The organism is Cobetia amphilecti, assembly GCF_020217465.1.
GTDB classification, from domain to species: domain Bacteria; phylum Pseudomonadota; class Gammaproteobacteria; order Pseudomonadales; family Halomonadaceae; genus Cobetia; species Cobetia amphilecti.
This window is the reverse complement of sequence record NZ_CP084115.1, coordinates 2,201,684-2,220,550: the sequence shown is the minus strand read 5'-3', so window position 1 is coordinate 2,220,550 and position 18,867 is coordinate 2,201,684. Positions and strand designations below refer to the sequence as shown.

The following is an 18,867-nucleotide window of genomic DNA, read 5'->3' as shown; positions in this document are numbered from 1 at the left end:
CCGTATGGTGCGTTGTTCGTGGCCCGATGGCAGCCTGCCGTTCCGGCCATTAACCCAGTGCGTGCGCCCATCATTCTGCTGCATGACTCACTGGGCTGCGTGGCGCTGTGGCGAGGCTTTCCTGCAACGCTGGCGGTCAGTAGCGGACGCGAGGTAATCGCCTACGACCGGGCAGGCTTCGGCCGTTCGGAGGCACGCCATCACCCCATGCCGCTGGATTTCATCGAGCAGGAGGCTCGCGGCGACTTGCAGGCCGTGATCGAAGGGCTCGCGCTGGAGCGCTTCATCCTGCTTGGCCACAGTGTCGGCGGGGGCATGGCCATCGCCGGCGCCGCGACACATCATGCGCGTTGTCAGGCTGTTATCACGCTGGCGGCGCAGGCGATGGTCGAGGAGCTGACCCTGAACGGTATCCGTGAAGCGCAACGCCTGTTTGCCGAGCCCGACCAGCGCGCACGACTTGCCCGATATCACGGCTCCAGGACCGAGTGGGTGCTCAGCGCCTGGATCGATAGTTGGCTGGCCCCCGCTTTTCGTGACTGGTGTCTCGATGCCTCTCTGGCAGCGTTGCGTTGTCCGTTGCTGGTGATCCATGGCGCGCAGGATGAGTACGGAAGTGCTTCCCAGCCGGCGCGCCTGACCGAGAACGCGGGGCGCGGCGCTGAGCTGCATCTTCTCGACGACTGCGGACATGTTCCGCATCGCGAACAGCCAGAGGAAGTGATGACACGACTTGTTCGCTTCCTTGCCGCTTGCGCTTGACATCCAGCGCCTTGCCCTGACCGTCCCCCTTGCATGTCGACTCACCCTACACCGCGCTGTTGTCAATGACAGGCCGCTGACTGGGCGGCACGCCGAACTGGCGACGAAAGGCGGTGGCGAAATTGGCGGCGCTGCGATACCCCGCCATTTCGGCCGCGGCCTCCACCGTGACATTGCGGTCCTGAAGCAGGTGAGCGGCACGGACCAATTGTCGTCGTCTCAGGTCCTGCGTCATGGTCTGGCCGTAGGCATCGCGATAGCGGCGCTGCAACTGGCGCACGCTCATGCCCAGACGAGCGGCGATCTCCGCCTGGCTTTGATAGGCAACTTCCCCGTTGTGGATCCAGTCTTCCAGCGTTTCCTTCCAGTCTGCCGTCTCCCGGGGAGGATGCCTTTCCCCGGCATCCGTCTGGGCGGGTCTGGCCGCCAGGCATTCACTGATCATCTCCAGCGCCAGCGATGTCGGGTTCCGTCTGATTGACTATAGCTTGCGTAAACAGCTCAGGTCGTTCAACCTGCCACTCCTTCATTGCTGCTATAGGCGCTTTGTGGTGTAGTGCCTTCTGAGGAATGTGGTGGTTATAGAGCCAGCAATAACGCTCGAGTGTCTGTTCTAAATCCTCACTTGAGTCATAACGCCGAGTCGCCAGAACATCGCTGATACGCCCATTGAAGCGCTCCACCATCCCGTTCGTTTGGGGTCTGCCTGGCCTGATCAATCGATGCTCAATACCATGGTTCTGACATTCCTGATCGAAAAGATGATTTCCACTGGGCTTACGTTCGCCACCCACGGTGAAGCGATCGGTAAAGGATTTACCATTGTCCGTGAGCACGGTTCGAATCGTGAAGGGAGCCTCCTCTTCCACACGCTTCATGAACGCCTGGGTGTCCTTTGCAGATTGACTTGATCTGACCTCCAGATACACCCACCGAGTGGCACGATCAATCGCGACGTAGAGATAACGCTTCTGATCTTCGTCAGGCATTTGGGGCAGGTGCTTGATATCAATGTGGCTCTTCGACGTTTCATGTGGATTTGGCTTCATCCAGCATGCGCCCCACGGGGCTGCCGATCAGGTAGATCATCGCAATGAAATTGCTTTCGTTTCGGTAGCCGCGAGCGCGAGATCTGGCAGCCTGAAAGAGGCCGTTCATGCCTTCCAGACATGCGTTCGTCAGGCCTGAATACCAGCGCCTCACAACCTGGTCGGCATGTCGCTCCAACGTATTGAGTGCTTTTGCCATTGGCTTGAGGAGCGTGTGGCCGGCGACTGCCTCACGCATCACATTGAGGTAATTCGTGATGCGCCAACGAGCCCCGCGCGCTGTCGGTGCGCGACGAATCCACCTCAGCTTTTCCTTGATGATCCATGCATTCGCGGTAGCCCTTTGGTCAGCAACCAGCTCCCGGAGGGCGACCAGCTGCTTTTCCGTCAGGTTGTGGTTATCCATGCTTTTCAGCACTGCCCAGCGCAGGGCCCTGGGATGGGCTTTTTCTCGACGTTCCCGCTTACGCACTTCATCCAACGCCTTGGTGAACGTCTGCACGATATGGAACCAGTCAACCGTCACTCGAGCATCAGGAAGATGTTTCGCAGTGCCATTGAGGAAGGCCGGAGACATGTCACACACGACTTCAACCACATTGCCCGGGGCGCCGCCATGTGCCTCGAGAAAGGCGCTGAACGCCTTGATCGTCTCTTTGCCACGTCCCTGGACAGCAAAGATCACCGGCTCTTGTTGGCGTTGCATATCGAGAAATACGGTGACGTAACGTTGCCCTCGACGTGATGCCGTTTCGTCTACCCCGACATTGGCAACCTGAGAAAGATCCAGGTCTCCCAGCATGCGGCCTACGTAATGATGCACGATGCGCCACAGACGCTTGTCAGTGACTTCCAATTGCCGAGAGACGGCGAGCACAGGCATCTCCCTGACCAACGACATGGCAGCCTGTTAACAGTGTGAAACCACTATCAGGGCGAGCCCAGGGCACCTCGACTCGCTTGACGCCGTGCTCTGGACACCGGGTGCGAGGAACGCGGGCATGGAGATAGCAATGATGCTGAAAGAAGTTCAGGTGTCGCCAGGACTTGTCGGCAAAGTCATGCGCCGGGCATGCCTTGCCGCATTCCGGGCAGGCATAAAGGCTCCCCCGGTCGGCTTCCACGTAAAGCTCGAGACGATGCGGAGATGACGTGGTATCCAGATGCTGGTCCTTGAGTTTCCAAGGCGCTTGCAAGCCCAAACCAAGGGTCAGGATCTGAGTACCATCCATGTCAATTCTCCAGTCTGTTCGGGGCCCCATATCCTGGACCATTCTAGGGCACTAATTCCACACCTGGCGTCGAAGAGCCGTTTTTATAAATATTTTCAGTTTCCGGCCCATGCAGTAGGCGGTTGTCAGGGTAATGAACTGTATCCAGAAGATACTGCTGTCATAAAGAGTACTCCTCTCAACCCCTATACAACTGATTGAAGCCTTTCACGCTGAAGCCCTTCAGGAACTGATCGCCAATCTTCAGGACCGGCACGCTGCGAAAGCCGGTCTTGGCGAATTCCTTTTGTCCCGCGGGGGATCGGACATCCACCAGGCGGAAGCCGATCTTCTGCTGCTCCAGATATTGCTTGGCTGTCTTGCAGTGGGGGCAGTTGGCCATGCTGTAGAGTGATACCCGTTTCATTGCTGTTGCTCCCGTGTTGATCGATCCCGCGTGTTGTAGGCACCTGGCCTGAGGCGCTGGCGGGCAATGATACCAGCCGTCGCTTTCTCTCTCTCTACACCAGCACTTCCTGCATCAGCACATTCCACACCACGCATTCTGCAGATCATTCCTTGCGCGGGATATGGCTCATCGCATGTTCCGCCAAGGCGGTGATGGTCAGGCTTGGATTGACGCCCAGGTTGGCGGCGAGCATCGAGCTGTCACAGATCAGCATGTTGCGATAATGGAAGACGCGATTCTGGCCATCGCAGACGCCGTCCTCGGGGGAGGCCGCCATGGCCGCGCCGCCCATGCAGTGCGCCGTGGTCGGGATGTTGAAGAGTATCTCGGGGATGCTGCTGCCGGGGATGGCGCCAATGGCCTCTGCGCCACGTGTGACGAAGTCATTCGCCTCGGGGATGAAGGTGGGTATTCGCTTGCCTTCGGTGACCAGCGCCTTGCGAAATGGCCAGTACCACAGGCGTTTGAGCGTCATGTCGAGGTGGCCCTCTGCCGTCTGCATGCACAGAAAGATGATCGTTTCCTTCGCGAAGCCCCACGGCAGCTGGAATTTCAGCGCGCGGCGCGGATTGGCCGCCACCACCTTCGCCATGGCCTTGAGCCACGAGAAGGGGCGTGTCCAGCTAGGCTTGCCCCTGGCCATCGCGGTGAACAGCAGCCCCATGAAATCGGAGCCCGCGGGATAGCGCGTGGCTTCGATATGGGTGTGCTCATCGATATGGATGCCGGAGCCAATGGCGATGCCCTTGGACATGTCATCGCGACTTCCCGGCATGCGACAACTGATCAAGGACTCCGCATTGGTGCGCATCCGCTTGCCCAGCGCGTCCGAGAGGTTCGGCAATGAGCCCTTGTCCTTAAGGCGGAACAGCAACTCCTGGGTGCCGAGCGACGAGCCTGCGAAGACGATGGACTGACAGGTGAACGTGCGCTTGCCTCTGCCAAGATAGAGCCCGGCGAAGGTGGAGGGCACCGTCGTCACCACATAGCCATCGGCCCCATCCGCCTTGCCATTGAGCGGTACGACATCGATCACCTTGGTCTCGGCGTGCACCTTGGCGCCGTGCTTCTCGGCCAGATAGAGATAGTTCCTGTCGAGTGTGTTCTTGGCGCCATGACGGCAGCCCATCATGCAGCCGCCACAGCCGATGCAGCTTTTTCGTTCAGGCCCTTCGCCAGCGAAATAGGGGTCTGGATGGGTGCTACCGGCGGCGGGCGTGCCGCTTTCGCCCTCGGGGCCGAAGAAGATGCCGACCTCGGTGGGGTACCAGGTGTCTTCGCAGCCGGCGACTTCCGCCATGCGTTTCAGGGCGTCATCCGCCGGCGCGATGATCCGGTTGGTCGTCACGCCGAGCATCCGCTGCGCCGTGGCGTAGTGCTCTGGCATCACCGCATGCCAGTCATTGAGTCCTGCCCATTGGCCGTTGTCCCAGATCCTTGCAGGCGGCACCAGCAGTGTCTGCGCATAGGTGATGGAACCGCCACCCACCGCGTTGCCGTGCAGCACGATGACATGGCGGAAGAAGCTCATGGTGAAGAAGCCGCGCAGCCCCAGCATCGGTCGCCACAGCCAGCGGCGAAGACGCCAGTTGGAGCGGGGCATGTTGTCCGGCGTCCAGCGCTTGCCCTGTTCCATGACCGCCACGCGATAGCCTTTCTCGGTCAGACGATGCGCGCATACCGAGCCGCCAAAGCCCGAGCCCACGATCAGGTAGTCGTAGTCGAAGCCATGGCCGTGCTCTTGTGGCGCAGTGGCGCTGGCGTGGCGATCAGCGGTCGTCATCGATAGTCATCGGTAGTCATTGATAGCGCTTGAGCTGTTGCGCGATCAGGTCAACGAAGCCCTGGCGGTCGATCTCGAACAGCACCCTGGCGTTGTGTGGCTTGCCGGTGAGCTGGTAACGGTCGACTACCGTCATGCCCTGGATATGCTCGCCCTGTGTCTCGACCCCGACCCAGCACTCGACAGCGGTGAACAGCTCAGGCTTCAACAGCCAGGCGATGGTGCAGGGGTCATGCAATGGCGCACCGGTGAATCCCCACTTGGGGTCGCGATGGTAGATCATGAAGAAGTCGAGCAACTCGGCGACACATTGGGCGACGGGATTGTCGATGGCGCGGATACGCTCGATATCCTCGTCCATGACCTGCGCCTGATGAGTGACATCCAGCCCGCACATCACGATGGGCAGGCCGGACTTGAACACCATGTCGGCGGCTTCGGGGTCGACGAAGATGTTGAACTCGGCGGCGGGGGTCCAGTTGCCGACCCCTGCCGCGCCGCCCATCAGCACGATGCTGTCGATACGCGAGTGCAGCTCAGGGTAGGCAGCGAGAAACAGCGCGATGTTGGTCAGCGGGCCAGAGGGCACCAGCGTGACCTTCTGCTCACAGGTGCGGACCTTCTCGGCCATCAGCTCGATGGCGCTCTGGGTGACGGGGGCGAAGGCGGGGTCTGGCAGTTCGGGGCCATCCAGGCCACTTTCGCCATGCACGTTGTCGGCGATGATCAGCTCACGCGCCAGCGGCTTGGGCGCACCACCGGCGACCGGAATGTCATGCCGCCCCAGCAGGGTGAGCACGCGCAGCGCGTTGTTGAGGGTCTTGTCGGGGGTCTGATTGCCGGCGCTGGTGGTGACGGCCAGCACGTCGAGCGCGTCTGAACTCAGGGCCAGAATCAGCGAGATGGCATCGTCGTGGCCGGGATCACAATCGAGAATGATGGGGCGCGGCATGCAGCAATCCTTGTCGTGAGTCGTCTTGTTGTCGTGATTTGCCTCTATGAGCCTTTCCTTTATGCCTGAACGCAAAACGACACGCCATCCTTGCGAAGGGCGTGTCGTCTGTCCGTGCATGGCATTCGCGCTTGGTGACAGCGCTTGGCGTCAGTGCGAGGCAGATCTATCCGTCTGCTGGGCGCGTGCCTCGTTGAGCATCTGCACCAGCACTTCCACCGGCTGTGCGCCGGGTACGTAGTACTGGCCGACGATGGTGCTGGGCACCGACTGGATACCGGCGTTGCGCAGCGCTTCCTGCTGGGCGGCGACTTCCTGCTCGCCCGCGTCGGATTCGAGGAAGGACAGCGCCTGTTCGACGCTCAGGTTCTCATCGTGCTGGCTTGCGATCTCTGCCAGCACCTGGCGGTCGCCCACGTCCTTGCCATCGTGGAAGTAGGCGCTGAACAGCGCTTCCAGCAACGGGCGCTCCGCCAGGCCCGCGGACTGCTGGCGCCAGACGATACGCTGGGCGTCGGTGGAGTTGGGCGTGCGCTTCATCAGGGCATGACGGAAGGTGACGCCGCTCTGCGCGCCTGACTGGGCCACCTGCGCATCCAGCTCCACGCCACGCTCGACACTGCCGAACTTCTGCGCGCGATAGTCGGCGCGCGCCATGCCTTCACGTGGCACCCACGGATTGAGCTGGAAGGGCAGGTAGCTGACGCGCACTTCATCCTTGAAGTCGAGTTGCGCGATGGCGTCATCAAGATGACGCTTGCCGATCCAGCACCAGGGGCAGACCACGTCGTAGGCGACCTGGATATCGAGCTGTGACATGGGGATTCTCCTGCTGATCTCTCACGCGCTCTTCAATGGGAGCCTACGGCCATCTTGAGAGCATGTCGGAATGATTTTGAGTAATCGCTCATCAGTGTCCTGCCATCCTAGCGATTTGGGGCGCGGGACGCTACCGAAAACGCCCTGACCGATCATGCGACATGACCGGACAGGGCGTTCGTGTTCAGTGCTTGGAGTTCAACACTTCGAGTTCAGTACTTGGAGCTCAGTGCTGCGTATTCACTGCGGCGTACTCAGCGTTCGTATCAGCCCCGTGCCTCAATCAACTCAGCGCCTTGCGCAGGTCCGCCAGGGCGCGGATGTCGTCCGGGCCGGTGCGGCAGCAGCCACCGATCGCCGTGGCGCCGGCGGCCAGCCAGCGCGGTGTCCAGCCGGCGAGATCATGGTCGTGGTCAAAGCCGTGTTCAAAACCGTGCTCAACGCCCTGGCCCTCGTCATCAGCCGAGACGGCACAGGCGGCAGACCAGGTCTTGGTGATCGGGTCATAGACCTCACCGGAGTTCGGGTAGATGACGATGTCCTTGTCGGTCTCGCCACGAATCTCACGCACCAGCGATTCGATGTGCTCAAGCGCGGTGCAGTTGACGCCGATGGCGACCACCTGCTCGCAGTCGGCGATGGCGCGCACGGCGTCTCGGATCGGCGTGCCGTCGCTCAATTCGGTGGCATTGCGCGCGCTGAAGGCGATCCAGGCACGCGCCGTGGGGAAGTCATCGCGCAGCAGATCACACACGGCCAGTGCTTCCTCGGCACACGGCAGCGTCTCCACGGCGAGAATGTCCGGCTTGGCATCGAGCAGCGTGGCGAGACGGGCACGGTGGAAGTCGCGCAGACCAGCGCGGTCCAGCGCGTAGCCACCACGGTATTCGCAGCCATCGGCGAGATATGCGCCATAGGGGCCGACGGAGGCCGCGACCAGCGGCGGGCAGTCCAGACGCTCCGGGTGCGCAGCCAGGTACTCGCTGCGGGCCTGCGCCGCCAGGGTCACGGAGCGCTGGATCAGCGCGCTGGCCTGGGTCTCGCTCAGGCTGCGCGCCATCAGGCCCTCGAGCGTTGCCTGGTAGCTGGCGGTGGTGGCGACATCGGCGCCGGCCTCGAAGTAGGCGCGGTGCACATCGACGATCGCCTGCGGCTCATCGGCCAGCACTCTGGCCGACCACAGCGAGTCATAGAGATCGAACCCGGCGCGCTCAAGTTCGGTGGCCAGGGCGCCATCGACGATCAGGAAGGGCTGGCGCGCGGTGATGGCGCTCAGCGGATTGCGGGTGGCATCAGCGGGCATCGAGGGCCTCCTGTGGAGTCGGGGAATTCGCGGCGTCGGCAGACGTGCGATGGGTCAGAGAGTGGACCAGATAGCACAGCGCCACGAAGGGCACGCCGAAGTAGAGCGCGATGCGCTGGTTGGGATCGAAGGCGATGCCGATGCAGGCCAGCGCGCAGAACAGGAAGGCGGCAATCGGTACGACGGGATACAGCGGCGCGCGCTAGGTCAGCTCGCTGGCACTATGGCCGGCCTTCAGCCACTGGCGGCGGAAGCTGAACTGACTGGCGGCGATCGCCATCCACACCTGGACCACGGCCAGCCCGGAAATCGACACCAGCGCCAGATAGAGGGTGTCCTCGGCATACACGCTGGAGAGCAGTGACAGCAGGCCACCGAGCATGGTGATCAGCAGGGCGGGCACCGGAATGCCGCGCTGATTGACGCGACTGAACACACGCGGCAGCGTCTTCTGGTCCGCCAGGGTCCACAGCATGCGGGAGGCGGCGTAGAGGCCGGAATTGGCCGCTGACAGTAGCGCGGTGATGATCACGAAGTTCATGATATCCGCTGCGTAGGGAATACCGGTGAGCTGAAAGACCGCCACGAAGGGGCTTTCCTTGAGGCCGGCGCTGTCCTGCGGCAACAGGGCGGCGATGACGATGATGGTACCGATGAAGAAGATGATCAGCCGCCACAGGGTCGCGCGAATCGCCAGCGGCACGTTCTTCTCGGGGTTCTTGCTTTCGCCTGCGGCAATGCCGATCAGCTCGGTGCCGGAGAAGGCGAAGCTGACAGCCAGCAGCGTCATCAGAATCGGCATCACGCCGTGATCGAATACCCCCTCCTGCAGGATACGCGTGATGCCCGGCGCCTCGACGTTACCCGCCAGGGGCGTGAAGCCGAACATGGCGGCGGCCCCCACCGCGATGAACACGATCACCGCGGCGACCTTGATCAGCGACAGCCAGAATTCGGATTCGGCGAAGAAGCGCGCCGAGACGATGTTCATGCCGAACACGATCAGCGAGAAGATGGCGCACCAGACCCATGGCTCGACGCCGGGGAACCAGCGCCCCATGAATACGGCGGAGGCGGTGAATTCCGACCCCAGCGCCACGGCCCAGGTCAGCCAGTAGAGCCAGGCCACGGTATAGCCGGTGGCAGGGCCAAGATAGCGGGTGGCGTGGGCGCTGAAGGCGCCGGGTTCCGGGTGATGCACGGCCAGTTCGCCGAGACACATCATTACCAGATAGACCACCAGTCCGCCGATCAGGTAGGCCAGTACCGCCCCGCCGGGCCCGCCTGTTGAATGGTATAGCCGGAGCTGAGAAACAGGCCGGTGCCGATGACACCGCCGAGGGACAACATCACCAGGTGACGCTGCTGCATGCTGCGTTTGAAGTCGTGGGCGTTGCTGTCAGTCATGGTCGGGGTCACTCGAGGGGCTGCCGATGAGAAAGGGCTCTCTCTGGCAACCTTCATTCATGATGGCGTGTGGCATGGCGATAATCGGTCGGGAAGACGCAGAAATTCAGCGAATATCATAATTTAATCAATTAGTTACCACAAAAGGCTGCTTGGGTTGATTGGCTATATGGTTAGATGGGCAATCAGCTGCGATGCATGTCCTGGCCCAGGGGGGGGGCATCCAACACAGCGAGCTGCGCTGGAAACGACAACGGCCACCCTAAGGTGGCCGTTGCTTGGCTTGTCTGTCTCATGACAGGCCGTGGATCAGACGAGGCTTTCCAGCGCCTTCTCGACGATGTCGAGACCTTCTTCCAGCACTTCCGGCTCGACCGTCAACGGCACCAGCACGCGGATGGAGTTGGAGTAGAAGCCACAGGACAGCAGGATCAGTCCCAGCTCCTTGGCCTTGGCACACACCGCCGCCGTCGCGGCGGGGTCCGGCTTGCCATCGGCATCCACCAGCTCGAAGGCCGCCATGGAACCCTGATTGCGTGAGTGCGCGACATGCGCGAAGCGTTCTTCCCACTGGGCGAAACGCGCGGCCAGTTGCTCGCCCATCTGGGTGCTGCGCTCCAGGATGTTCTCCTCGCGGATGACGTCGATGACGGCCAGGGCCGCAGCGCAGGACAGCGGGTTGCCGCTGTAGGTGCCGCCCAGCGAGCCCGGGCCGGAGGAATCCATCACCTCGGCGGTACCGACGACGGCCGACAGCGGCATGCCGTTAGCCAGACTCTTGGCCATGGTCATGATGTCGGCTTCGACGCCGCTGTGCTCCATCGCGAACAGCTTGCCGGTACGCGCGAAGCCGGACTGCACTTCATCGGCGATCAGCAGGATGCCGTGCTCGTCACACAGCTCACGCAGGGCGGTCAGGAAGCTCGGCGAGGCGATGTAGAAGCCGCCTTCGCCCTGCACCGGCTCAATGACGATGGCGGCGGTGCGGTGCGGTGCGAGGTCAGTCTTGAACAGGGTACGGATGGCGTTCAGGGACTGCTCTTCGCTGATGCCGTGAATCGGGTTTGGGTAGGGCGCACGGAAGATATCACCCGGCATCGGACCGAAGTCGTTCTTGTACGGCAGCACCTTGCCGGTCATCGCCAGGGTCATCATGGTGCGGCCGTGGAAGGCGCCGTCGAAGGTGATGACGCCGCTGCGTCCGGTGGCGGCACGTGCGATCTTGATGGCGTTCTCGACCGCTTCCGCGCCGGAGTTGACCAGCAGGGTCTTGCGTTCCGGGCCACGCACCGGCGTCAGCTCGGCCAGCTTCTGGCTCAGTTGCACATACGGCGCGTAGGAGATGACGCCCGCGGCGGTGTGCATGACCTTGTCGAGCTGTGCCTTGACGGCGGCGACGACCTTGGGGTGACGGTGACCCAGGTTGAGCACGCCGATACCACCGGCGAAGTCGATCCAGCGGTTGCCGTCCGCATCCCAGATCTCGGCGTTCAGCGCGGTGTCGGCGAACTGCGGTGTGGCAGTGACGGCACCCTTGGCGACGTACTTGTGCTTGAGGACGTCGAGTTGTTCGTTGCTCAGCTGAGAGTGGCTCATGTCAGGTCCCTTTTCTTGTTGCCGGTGGCATGGCGCGGGCCATGCCACCGATGTGCAGTAAACGTGGTGGGATAACATTGTGGGACGTCCTCTCGAGGCATCGGCGCGATGCGTCGTCGCGAGGCGCCCTCGCAGGATCAGAGGCCGCCGATGCAGATGTACTTCAGCTCGGTGAACTCTTCCAGACCGTGGTGAGAACCTTCACGACCCAGACCGGATTCCTTGATGCCACCGAAGGGCGCGAGTTCTGTCGAGATCAGGCCTTCATTGACGCCGACCATGCCGTATTCCAGCGCTTCCAGCGTGTGCCAGATGCGGCGGTAATCGTTGGCGTAGAAATACGCGGCCAGCCCGAACGGGGTGTCGTTGGCCATCGCGATGGCTTCCTCGTCCTTGCCAAAGCGGAACACCGGCGCCAGCGGGCCGAAGGTTTCTTCAGCCGCGACGACCATTTCCGTGGTGACATCGGCCAGTACGGTCGGCTCGAAGAAGCTGTGACCGAGAGCGTGCTTCTTGCCGCCAGTGACCAGGCGCGCGCCCTTGTTGACGGCATCATCGACGTGGCTCTGCACCTTGCTGACCGCCGCATCATTGATCAGCGGGCCGATGGTGTTGCCTTCGACCAGGCCATCACCGACCTGCATGCTTTCAACGCGTGCCGCGAGCTTCTCGACGAAGGCGTCGTAGACACCGTCCTGGACGAGGAAGCGGTTGGTGCACACGCAGGTCTGGCCGGCATTGCGGAACTTGGAGGCGATGGCGCCATCGACGGCCGCATCCAGATCGGCATCATCGAAGACGATGAAGGGCGCATTGCCGCCCAGCTCCATCGCGGTCTTCTTGACGGTGGAGGCACACTGCGCCATCAACGTCTTGCCCACCGGCGTGGAGCCGGTGAAGGACACCTTGCGGATGCGCGGATCGGTGGTCAGCACTTCGCCGATGGCGATCGGCTTCATGGCGGTGACGACACTGATCAGCCCCTTCGGCAGGCCGGCTTCCAGCGCCAGGTCCGCCAGTGCCAATGCGGTCAGCGGCGTGGCTTCAGCCGGTTTGATGACCACGGCACAACCTGCGGCGATCGCCGGGGCGCACTTGCGGGTGATCATCGCCAGCGGGAAGTTCCACGGCGTGATCGCGGCCACTACGCCGATCGGCTCGCGCAGTACCATCAGACGCTTGTCGGCACCGTGGGACGGCAGGGTCTCTCCGGCCATGCGCTTGGCTTCTTCGGCGAAGAATTCGATGAAGGAGGCGCCATAGGTCACCTCGCCACGCGACTCCGCCATCGGCTTGCCTTGTTCCAGCGTCATCAGCTGGGCGAGATCTTCACGATGCGCCAGCACCAGATCGAACCAGCGACGCAGCAGTGCGGATCGCTCCTTCACCGGCACCTTCTTCCAGGCGTTGCCGGCGGCCTCGGCCGCGGCGACGGCGTCACGGGTGTCATCGGCGCTGACCTCGGCGACACGGGCCAGCTGCTCGCCGGTGGCCGGATTGGTCACGTTGAAGGTGGTGCCGGTCTCGCGGTGCTCGGTACCGATGAGCGCCGGGACGAAGACGTCGCTGCTGGTTTCCGAGTTGACGTAGCGCTTCAGGAAGTCGCTGATCGGGAGGGCGGAACGGGACATGTGAAGCTCCTGCTGCTGACGATGGTCGTTGGACACGAATACGGGCTGCGGAGATTGGTTGCGCTACCCGCCTGATTGATGAAACACACGCTATCAGCGCCCACTGTTTAGGCGAATAGACCAATTGCGCGTTTGACTGGACCAATCGACTGGGGCTGCGGATAATCAGGGCTGAATGGGCGTTGCGCGCCGGCCTTGAAGCGCGTGGCTGACGGGAGTGGGACAACCTCGAGGAGCTGCGTGACACCATATCGACAACGACAACGGGAGACTTGGATGGAACTGGCTGCGCTTGAGCCGCTGATCGAATGTTATCGCCGCCAGTCCGAGACCTTGGGCAAGCAGGTGCGCCTGGAGCAGGCGTTGCTGGAGATGATCCGCGAACAGTGGCCCGTCGGTGCTCGGCTGCCGCCGCACCGCAAACTGTGCGATGCACTGGGGGTGGCGCGCAACACCTTGTCATTGGCCATTAAGTCATTGATAGATGAGGGCTATCTACACACCGGGCAGGGTCAGGGCACCTGGACGCGCCGCCCCTATGCCGCGAGACCCGGCAGCGCCATGCCTGAGGCATCACCTGTGCCACTGCCGCTCTCCACCCGTGCGCACCGGGTGCTGGGCGGGCAGGGGGCCAGCCTGATCCAGAGTGGTGCCTTCGTGCCGGGCATTCCGGATATCGCACGCTTTCCGATGCGCAAGTGGCGTCAGCTATATGCCAGTGTGACGGTGCCCCACAATGCGCTGCTGCTGTCGTATTCGAGCGGCGGCTACGGCCCGCTCAAGCGTGAGATACGCGATTTTCTACGCCGCTGGCGCAATATCGATTGCGATACCCAGCAGATCATCATCACCGAGGGCACTCACCACGGCATCGAACTGTGCGCGCTGGCGCTGGCAGATGCGGGGCAGCAGGTGGTGATGGAGTCTCCCTGCTACTGGGGGGCACGCAATGTCTTTCTGGCCGCTGGACTCGAGACCCGGCAGATTCCCTGGCGGCCTGTTAGCGACACGACGGGCGAGGCCGGACATGATCTCACCGCGCTTGCCAAGGGGCCGGTGCAGATTGCCTACTTCACCGGCTCGCATCACTATCCTTTGAGTGTGCCCACCTCGCGGTGTGACAAGCTGGCGCTCTGCGAGGTCTGTCAGCCCGCCTATATCCTCGAGGATGATTACGAGTTCAGCGGTGATGATCATGGCGAGTTGCTGTTTGATCCCGATTCCGGCAATCGCCTGCTGGTGGGCTCGTTCTCCAAGCTGATGTTTCCCGGGCTGCGGCTGGGCTACCTGGTGGTACCGCGCGCGCTGGCCGGGCCGATGAACCGTCTGCGCAGTGAGGTGTTCCGCGAGGGGCGAATGCTCGATCAGGCGGTGCTGGCGCAGTTCATCGCCGATGGCGATCTGGACGCTTGGTATCAGCGCATCCAGCGCGATTATCTGGGCCGACAGCAGGTGGTGCATGACCAGCTGTGCCAGGTGAAGGGCGTGATCAGTGTCTCGCCGCCATCACGCGGTATCAGCCTGTGCGTGCAATTTGCCCCCGAGATCGACGACAAGCGCGTCGCGCAACTGATGGTCAAGGAGCATCTGATCGTGCGGCCGTTAAGTCCGGTGTGTAGTGCCAATGATTCGCGTCGTGGCCTGGTGCTCGGAGTGGGGATGTTGGCGGGAGATAGCCTTGTCAACGAGGTGGCGCGCCTACGGCGCACGCTGGAGAGCATCCTGAGCATGCGCGACATCCGTTTGGGCGGCACCCCGCTGGGCGGCTCCCCGCTACGCTAGTCCTGACGGGTATGACGACACTCGCTGTCGTGATCCTGTGGCCTGCGGACGGGCGTGATTGCTGACCACAGGATAGGTACGCCCGGCTTCAGCGAGGTTCGGCCTTGCCGAGATCGGGACGCATGCGCGCGACATCCTCGGCGCTCAGCGTCGCCTCGAGCTGGTTGCCGAAATGGCTGCGCAGGTGATTCACCACATCGGCGATCTGCTTGTCACTCAAGGTGTCGCCGAAGCCAGGCATGCCGCGCAGGCCATTGAGCACCACATCAACGGCATAGTAGGGCGTGCGCAGGCGTTCATTGCCGACGAAGGACGGGAAGGTGCCGGCACTCTGAGCGCCTTGACCATCTGCCATGTGGCAGGCCTGACACAGGGTCTCATAGACTGCCTTGCCGCTGCTGGCGGAATAGCCCTTGGTGTCGGCAAACCACTCCTCCCAGCGCGGGTTCACCTCCTGGCTGCCGGACGTGACGGGCGCACTGATAGTGCCTGTCTTCCCCGTTGCCTCGCCGGTGGCTTTCAGGGTGCCCTTGCTGGCGCCTGGCCTAGAGCTGTCCTCGGCGGTCTTGTCAGTCGAGTTGCTGGCGCCTTCTCGGGAAGGCCCGCCAGCACCGCTTTCGGGTGTCTTTTTCGCCCCTTGTTCAGGCTTCCGGTCCGGGGGTGCCGTGGTGGCCTGGCGGGAGTCTGCCTGACTCACTACCCACGGCGGCGTGAGACGGTGATGTTGCATACTGTCGTTCGTCGCTGCGGCGGCCGATACCGTCAGGGCCGTGGTGGTCAGACTCACCGCGCCCAGAGCACAGGCCATCACGCTGCTACGCCATCCCATGGTGGCGAATTTCGTTGCTTGCCTGGTTGCGCCCTTCGCCGATGAACCGGTGTCGTGGAAGATCAACTTGGCCCCCTCAGGCGCTTGCCTTGTGCTTGGTGGCTTTCTCGTGCAGACGTTGGCTGGCATCCATGCCCGACAGAATGGCGCCTTCCTGCCAGGCAGGGATGTAGGAGCAGTGCTCGCCGGCCAGCACCAGTCGATGATCGATCTCGCACAGTGTCTCGTAGTGTGCCGCACGCAGTTCATCGGTCCACAGGCCGTAGCAGCCCAGTGACCAGGGGCTGCGATGCCAGGACCACGAGACCCCGCTCAAGAATTCCTCTTCATACTGGGGGTGGATCTGTTTGCCGTAGGCCAGCGCTGCCTTGATGCGTTCCCTGGCGGTCAGCGTGGACATCGTGTAGCTGTTGGGATCATCGAAGGTGTAGGCAGCCAGCAGGACCGCCGGGCCATCACTGAAGTAGTCGTAGGCCGGATAGGAGATGGTGGTGATTGGCAGGTCGGTGAAGGTAATACCCCCGAAGATGCTCTCGTCCTGTTCCCAGAAGCGACGCTTGAACTCGAGACCGGTCTTGGTGGAGCTGCCATAGGGCACTGCGGCGATGGCCTGACGCAAGGCCGGCGAGGCATCCACTGGAATCTGGCTGAGGATCGACAGCGGAATGTTGCACACGCACCAGTCGGCACTGCGCGTCTTGATGTCGTCCGGCCGGCTCGGGTCGATGTAGTGCACGATGACCTGAGTCTCGGACTGTTCGATGCGCACCACCTGGGCGCGATATTCAATCAGGTCCCCGACCTCGCGCGCGAAGCCCTTGGCGATCTGATCCATGCCGCCCACCGGCTCGAAGATGGTGTGCTGGTACTCGTTGTTGAAGTAATCCAGCAGCAGTCCCCACAGGCCGGAGTGCAGCAGCTCCTTGAAATCCAGTGGCTTGCTGGGCGACGGCCTTGGCATCAGGCCGCCGGCAGGCCAATGCTCGTAGCCTCGGAAGCGGCTGGCCTTGAGACTTTGCTGATACTGGTGATCGCCGGTCAGGCGCCCCCAGTCATCCAGCTGGTCGAGCAGAGCCTCGCAGTCTTCCTTCGTCAGTACTTCGTCCAGTGCACGTTGGTCGGTGGCCTTGGCCAGCAGCTCCGAGGTGTAGCCGTGGATGTCGGTCAGCACTTCCCGTACCCGCTGTGGCTTGCCCTCAAAAGCGTTCTGCGCGTGCACATAGGCGTTGTAGTTGAGCTGGATGAAGGGTTCTAGCTTGACCCCGAATTTCTTGCAGTAATGCAGCACACCGTAGTGGTGATAAGGCACCCGCCACGGGCCGACATTGATGTAGTTGCCAGGTGAGAAGTCGCAGTGCTGTGTCTCGCCGGAAAGATCAGTGACCGTATCCCCGGCGTGGAGCGTGAAGCAGCGCCCGCCGGCCCGCTCGCTGTATTCCAGTACGCTGACGTCGTAACCCGCCTTGCGCAATTCGTAGGCCGCCGTCATGCCCCCGAGGCCGGCCCCCAGCACCAGGACGCTGTCGCCCTTGGGGGCCTGTGAGAGATTCAATTCACCGGTGAAGGTCGAGGCCTTGGCAAGGCCCATGGAGGACATGGCGGAATACAGTGCGCTCGCACCAGCGGTTCTGCCGATCATGGTCAGCAGGTCGCGACGTGTCATGAAAGGAGGCGTAGGCATGAGAACACCCTTATGGCGAGTGATGGGTATTGGACGTGGCACTGGCGGGCTGGCGGCGATCACGGCGCCGCCATAGCCACCAACCAGCGAGGCCCGCCAGTGTCACGGCCACGATAATGCCCAGCCAGGCGAGGGTACCGGCGTGGCGTATCAGTGCCGGCACCGGGCGCTCACCCGTGATCAGCTCATTGACGTCCTGCGCCGTGAGCTGACTCTCGTCGTGCCCGCCAAACTCGGTTCTGACATGGTTGGCCACCTTGGCGGTCTCGGCATGGCTCAACACTTCAGCAAAGCCCGGCATCTGAGGCAGTGGCGTCGCGCCTTGATAGGCGACACCCTCGGTAATCACCGCGATGAGGTTGCGCGGGTCGGCGCGCCGCAGGGTGGTGTTCCCGTTCAGACTCGGGTAGTAGGAGACCGGCTGACCATTGCCATCCGCCGCGTGGCAGGCTGCACAATGGGTGAGGTAGAGCCCCTGTCCGGTGTCTGGTTGCGCGATATCGTCTGGCCTGAGGCCTTGCGTTGCCAGCGTGTCTTCGCGGTGGCGGGTGGCGGGGCTCACCACCGGCTCATGGCCTAGCAGTGCCTGATTGGCCATCTGATCGAACACGGGCTGTTGCTGGGTCTCATCCTCAATTGCTGGCACCGTCTTCAGATAAGCGGCGATCGCCAGACGATCCTTCTCGCTCAGATATTGCAGGCTCTGATGGACAGCCTCGCCCATGGGGCCGGCTGCCTGGGCGACATAGCCTGCCATGCCATGTTTGAAATAATCCGCCAGTTGCTGGTCTTGCCAGGCACCGATACCCGACGTCTCATCGGAGGTTATGTTGGGGGCCGACCAGATTCCCAACCGTGCACCACTCAGATAACGCGTCGAGTCACTGGCCATGAAATCATCGCGAGGGGTATGGCAGGTACCACAATGTGCCAGATGATCCACGAGGTATTGCCCACGACTCACCGCCCCATCCTGCCCCTGTGAGGCAGGATCATCTTCAAGTTCGAGCGTATTCCACATCGCCATCAATATCCGGAAATTGAATGGGAAGTCCATGTCGGTGTGGGCCTCGGGTTCGCGATCCACTGCGGGAATACTTTGCAGATAGGCGTATAGTGCCGCGATATCGTCTTGCTTCATGCCACGATAGGAAGGGTAAGGCATGGCGGGATACAGGTGGCTGCCGTCGGGCGTCTTGCCATGGCGCAATACGTTGGTGAGGTCTTCCAGCGAATAATCGCCGATACCGTATTCCTTTGATGATGTGATATTGGTGGCGACCACGTCGCCCATCGGCGTGCTGATCGGCCGGCCCCCAGCGTATGGCGTGCCATCAGGGCCCATGTGGCAAGCCGCGCAGTCAGCCGCCCGGGCGATGTATTTCCCATGCTCGATCTCGGCCCTGGGAGATGTGGTCTCGGTTGCTTCACTGGCATGAGCGGTGGTGATCCCTACCATACTGCCCAGTACCAGCAGTCCCGTTGTCCGTAACGATTGCTTGCGCATGAGTCACGTCCTGTCATGGGTAACGAAGGCAAATCGTGGCGTCCTGACCTGGATAATGACTATCAATCTCCCAGTCAAAGGACTGA

At 62.2% G+C, this 18,867-nt stretch carries 13 protein-coding genes and 3 pseudogenes; 2 read left to right on the top strand and 14 right to left on the bottom strand.

The window, feature by feature from the left end; translation table 11 throughout:
* Positions 1-57 precede the first annotated feature (57 nt).
* Positions 58-762, top strand: coding sequence for an alpha/beta fold hydrolase (locus LCW13_RS09445; protein ID WP_225346707.1), 705 nt, complete (start codon positions 58-60; stop codon positions 760-762).
* Positions 763-808: 46 nt separating this feature from the next.
* Here LCW13_RS09445 and LCW13_RS09440 read toward each other — a convergent pair whose 3' ends face one another.
* The 11 genes and pseudogenes from LCW13_RS09440 to LCW13_RS09390 form a co-directional block, all read right to left on the bottom strand.
* Entirely contained in the window at positions 809-1,207 is a 399-nt protein-coding gene (locus tag LCW13_RS09440) for a helix-turn-helix transcriptional regulator (RefSeq protein ID WP_153635874.1), read from the bottom strand.
* Positions 1,197-1,778: pseudogene (locus tag LCW13_RS09435) on the bottom strand (DDE-type integrase/transposase/recombinase); the annotation flags it as partial. The gene LCW13_RS09440 and the pseudogene LCW13_RS09435, both read right to left, overlap by 11 nt.
* 13 nt (positions 1,779-1,791) lie before the next feature.
* A pseudogene (locus LCW13_RS09430) lies at positions 1,792-3,043 on the bottom strand (ISL3 family transposase).
* Positions 3,044-3,221: 178 nt separating this feature from the next.
* Positions 3,222-3,449 (bottom strand): glutaredoxin family protein, encoded by a 228-nt coding sequence (locus tag LCW13_RS09425; RefSeq protein ID WP_153635873.1) that lies wholly within the window; start codon positions 3,447-3,449, stop codon positions 3,222-3,224.
* A gap of 145 nt (positions 3,450-3,594) precedes the next feature.
* The gene (locus LCW13_RS09420; protein WP_153635872.1) at positions 3,595-5,274 is read right to left on the bottom strand and encodes a GMC family oxidoreductase; all 1,680 of its coding nucleotides are present in this window, start codon (positions 5,272-5,274) and stop codon (positions 3,595-3,597) included.
* Positions 5,275-5,290: 16 nt separating this feature from the next.
* A complete protein-coding gene (gene rihA / locus LCW13_RS09415; RefSeq protein ID WP_153635871.1) occupies positions 5,291-6,226 on the bottom strand; it encodes a pyrimidine-specific ribonucleoside hydrolase RihA in 936 nt (311 codons plus the stop codon).
* A gap of 150 nt (positions 6,227-6,376) precedes the next feature.
* Positions 6,377-7,045 (bottom strand): DsbA family oxidoreductase, encoded by a 669-nt coding sequence (locus LCW13_RS09410; protein WP_153635870.1) that lies wholly within the window; start codon positions 7,043-7,045, stop codon positions 6,377-6,379.
* 283 nt (positions 7,046-7,328) lie between these two features.
* Entirely contained in the window at positions 7,329-8,348 is a 1,020-nt protein-coding gene (gene mmuM / locus LCW13_RS09405) for a homocysteine S-methyltransferase (RefSeq protein ID WP_153635869.1), read from the bottom strand.
* A gap of 202 nt (positions 8,349-8,550) precedes the next feature.
* Positions 8,551-9,698, bottom strand: a pseudogene (locus LCW13_RS09400) (amino acid permease).
* A 366-nt stretch (positions 9,699-10,064) separates the two neighbouring features.
* Complete coding sequence (gabT, locus tag LCW13_RS09395) at positions 10,065-11,351, bottom strand: 4-aminobutyrate--2-oxoglutarate transaminase (RefSeq protein ID WP_404813616.1); 1,287 nt, start codon at positions 11,349-11,351, stop codon at positions 10,065-10,067.
* A 137-nt stretch (positions 11,352-11,488) separates the two neighbouring features.
* A complete protein-coding gene (locus LCW13_RS09390) occupies positions 11,489-12,982 on the bottom strand; it encodes an NAD-dependent succinate-semialdehyde dehydrogenase (protein ID WP_153635868.1) in 1,494 nt (497 codons plus the stop codon).
* A gap of 276 nt (positions 12,983-13,258) precedes the next feature.
* On the opposite strand from LCW13_RS09390, the gene LCW13_RS09385 reads away from it, so the two are divergent.
* Positions 13,259-14,764, top strand: coding sequence for an aminotransferase-like domain-containing protein (locus tag LCW13_RS09385; protein WP_153635867.1), 1,506 nt, complete (start codon positions 13,259-13,261; stop codon positions 14,762-14,764).
* Between the two features lie 88 nt (positions 14,765-14,852).
* Here the strand turns inward: LCW13_RS09385 and LCW13_RS09380 are convergent, their stop codons facing one another.
* The 3 genes from LCW13_RS09380 to LCW13_RS09370 are packed head-to-tail and all read right to left on the bottom strand — an operon-like array spanning position 14,853 to position 18,781.
* Positions 14,853-15,659 carry a c-type cytochrome gene (locus LCW13_RS09380; RefSeq protein WP_172978675.1) on the bottom strand — a complete coding sequence of 269 codons (807 nt, stop codon included), beginning with the start codon at positions 15,657-15,659 and terminating at the stop codon, positions 14,853-14,855.
* Between the two features lie 10 nt (positions 15,660-15,669).
* The gene (locus LCW13_RS09375) at positions 15,670-17,274 is read right to left on the bottom strand and encodes a flavin monoamine oxidase family protein (protein ID WP_153635865.1); all 1,605 of its coding nucleotides are present in this window, start codon (positions 17,272-17,274) and stop codon (positions 15,670-15,672) included.
* Between the two features lie 10 nt (positions 17,275-17,284).
* Positions 17,285-18,781 (bottom strand): cytochrome c, encoded by a 1,497-nt coding sequence (locus LCW13_RS09370; protein ID WP_153635864.1) that lies wholly within the window; start codon positions 18,779-18,781, stop codon positions 17,285-17,287.
* Positions 18,782-18,867: the final 86 nt, after the last annotated feature.

Coding starts and splice junctions, on each gene's coding strand:
- LCW13_RS09440 (WP_153635874.1), bottom strand. CDS start 1,207: ATGATCAGTGAATGCCTGGCGGCCAGACCCGCCCAGACGGATGCCGGG.
- LCW13_RS09425 (WP_153635873.1), bottom strand. CDS start 3,449: ATGAAACGGGTATCACTCTACAGCATGGCCAACTGCCCCCACTGCAAG.
- LCW13_RS09420 (WP_153635872.1), bottom strand. CDS start 5,274: ATGACGACCGCTGATCGCCACGCCAGCGCCACTGCGCCACAAGAGCAC.
- rihA (WP_153635871.1), bottom strand. CDS start 6,226: ATGCCGCGCCCCATCATTCTCGATTGTGATCCCGGCCACGACGATGCC.
- LCW13_RS09410 (WP_153635870.1), bottom strand. CDS start 7,045: ATGTCACAGCTCGATATCCAGGTCGCCTACGACGTGGTCTGCCCCTGG.
- mmuM (WP_153635869.1), bottom strand. CDS start 8,348: ATGCCCGCTGATGCCACCCGCAATCCGCTGAGCGCCATCACCGCGCGC.
- gabT (WP_404813616.1), bottom strand. CDS start 11,351: ATGAGCCACTCTCAGCTGAGCAACGAACAACTCGACGTCCTCAAGCAC.
- LCW13_RS09390 (WP_153635868.1), bottom strand. CDS start 12,982: ATGTCCCGTTCCGCCCTCCCGATCAGCGACTTCCTGAAGCGCTACGTC.
- LCW13_RS09385 (WP_153635867.1), top strand. CDS start 13,259: ATGGAACTGGCTGCGCTTGAGCCGCTGATCGAATGTTATCGCCGCCAG.
- LCW13_RS09375 (WP_153635865.1), bottom strand. CDS start 17,274: ATGCCTACGCCTCCTTTCATGACACGTCGCGACCTGCTGACCATGATC.
- LCW13_RS09370 (WP_153635864.1), bottom strand. CDS start 18,781: ATGCGCAAGCAATCGTTACGGACAACGGGACTGCTGGTACTGGGCAGT.